This window comes from Bartonella sp. AA126HLJHH, from assembly GCF_042197425.1.
GTDB lineage: Bacteria > Pseudomonadota > Alphaproteobacteria > Rhizobiales > Rhizobiaceae > Bartonella.
Window position 1 is genome coordinate 1 of the sequence record NZ_JBHIRU010000073.1, and the last position, 2,115, is coordinate 2,115.

A 2,115-nucleotide genomic window follows, 5' to 3' on the forward strand; every position below is an offset into this window, starting at 1 on the left:
TCCCCCCAATAATTGGAGCTTGCACGCAACAAAATTCCTTCTCCAGGGCGCCAACTCTCTAGCTGATAAGGACCAACACAAGCAGAATGGCTTGCCAAATACCGGTTTCCCATATCACCATTTTTTTCGTGTTTCATGAGTGTTTCACGATCAAGCAAAGCAAGAGTACGACTAGTGGCAAAATGGCTAAGAATGAGCTCTGCTGGATAAGGTTTATCAAATTTCATCACAACCGTTTTGTCATCCGGTGCTTGAAAAGCCTCATCAACGTTTTGTTCTGTAATCCCATATTCATTAAATGTCGCCGCAGTAGCCATCTTCAATTGAACAACCCGCTTCATGCTCCAAATAAGATCATTGGCATTCGCAGGACGACCATCGTTGAACTTCAAACCATCACGCAAATGAAAAGTAATCACCGTACTCTGATCATCACTTGAAACATCCCAACTCTTCGCTAAAGAAGGAACCATTTTAGCAGCATCATCTGTAGCAGAAACGACTAAATTATCACAAACATTAACAAGAACTTCATTACCATAACGGTCATTGATTTGTGCGGGATCAAATGTACTTATTGTATCAAGATTCCAAGCCATCACAAGCGTATCGGCAGGTGTTTTCGCTGAAACTTGTTGCACAAACATCCCCATTGCAAGAACAGCAGAAACAAAAGAACTGCCCTTTTTCAATATTTTTCTTTTCCCGTTCATAGAATTTTCCTTTTAAGATTTAAGGTTATTGTATAACTTCCCATGTGACAACATGCAAAAATGATAAGATCATGCTTAGAAAACACGCCTCCTAGAGGTAAAATATCAAAATCTCTAAAAGCAGCAGCCACTTTTCAAAAGCTCCTTCCCTCCCAAATACGTATAGAACAAACGAACATATGCAACGCAAAACGATCTGATTAAAATGAAGCTATCACGCACGATAGCACACGACATCACGGCACTTATAATTCAGAGCATATCAGACCAAAATCCTTCCTTGCTTCATTAAAAAGATTTCTTTTTCAAGTTTCTTCTTGCGATTTTCTAAAAAGTATCATCAAAGCGCTACTCTAATTGCTTCAAAAGCCTCAAAACAATTTGATATTTTGATGATCCTGAATAAATTTTTTCGTAACCATTTTCACCCTTCTTCAGAAGAAAATTCGAACTTTATTATAACTCCGTATCAAATAACAGCTTCGAACCTATAGATTATCATATTTTAAGTCATAAGGAATGTAACCTGAGGTATGAGAAGAGTAGCTTGATGTTTCCCCACGTACCCGCATACAACAGTTTTTCTCACCAAAACATTTTATAAAGTCCCCATTTTTTCAGAAACACTAAACTTTGCTTTATTCGTTACACCTGTCTTTTGCAACAAACAAATTTATTACTTTCTATACATATAAATTGAAATATCAAATATTAATATCTATACACGTAGAATTTATCGAGATAAATAACCTCTCTTCCCAATAGAATGTTTTGAAACAAAATTCTCTACACAACATAGTAATCCATTCCCGATAGAATTCAACGTATTGCAAAGTATTAAAGAGCTTTGCAATACATCAAATATATCATGACCATGTTTTTTATATTTTATAAACTTGATACCTTCTTATTTTTCAATTGCACTATAAAAAATACGTGGTGCACTATTCCAAACCCATTTTTTGACATCAGATGTCATCGCTACAGAAACATATGTCTGATAGATAAAAGCATAAGGCCCTTTCTGCATAAAATCACGTTGTAAATCAGCATACATTTGCGCCCGTTTTTTGGGATCTTTTTGAAACAATGCATCTTGAACCTTTTGATTCATAGTTTCATCCAAATACCCATGGCACCAACTCGCATAGCCTGTATTTTTCGCCTCAAGCCGATTATCTGGATTATAAATAAGACGTGAAGCCATTGTATGAGGATCCGCAGAGCCATTATTCCATCCGAAAAAAATTGTATCAAAACCACGCGCATAAAATTTTGAAAACAATTGCGTACCTACAAAACGTTCAATTTTAAAACGCACCCCCACCTTTTTTGCATTGTCTTGGAGAGACTGAGCAATAGGCAAAGCAAAAGGATAAGGAGAGGCACCGGCAAAAATACT

The 2,115-nt window shown here is 36.5% G+C and carries 1 protein-coding gene and 1 pseudogene; both read right to left on the reverse strand.

All coding sequences use genetic code 11. From position 1 onward, the window contains the following. Window positions 1–713, reverse strand: a 713-nt coding sequence (locus ACFIQC_RS09695) for an ABC transporter substrate-binding protein (protein WP_375621876.1), incomplete at its 3' end; no start/stop codon positions are given. Between the two features lie 907 nt (window positions 714–1,620). Then, window positions 1,621–2,115, reverse strand: a pseudogene (locus ACFIQC_RS09700) (ABC transporter substrate-binding protein); the annotation flags it as partial.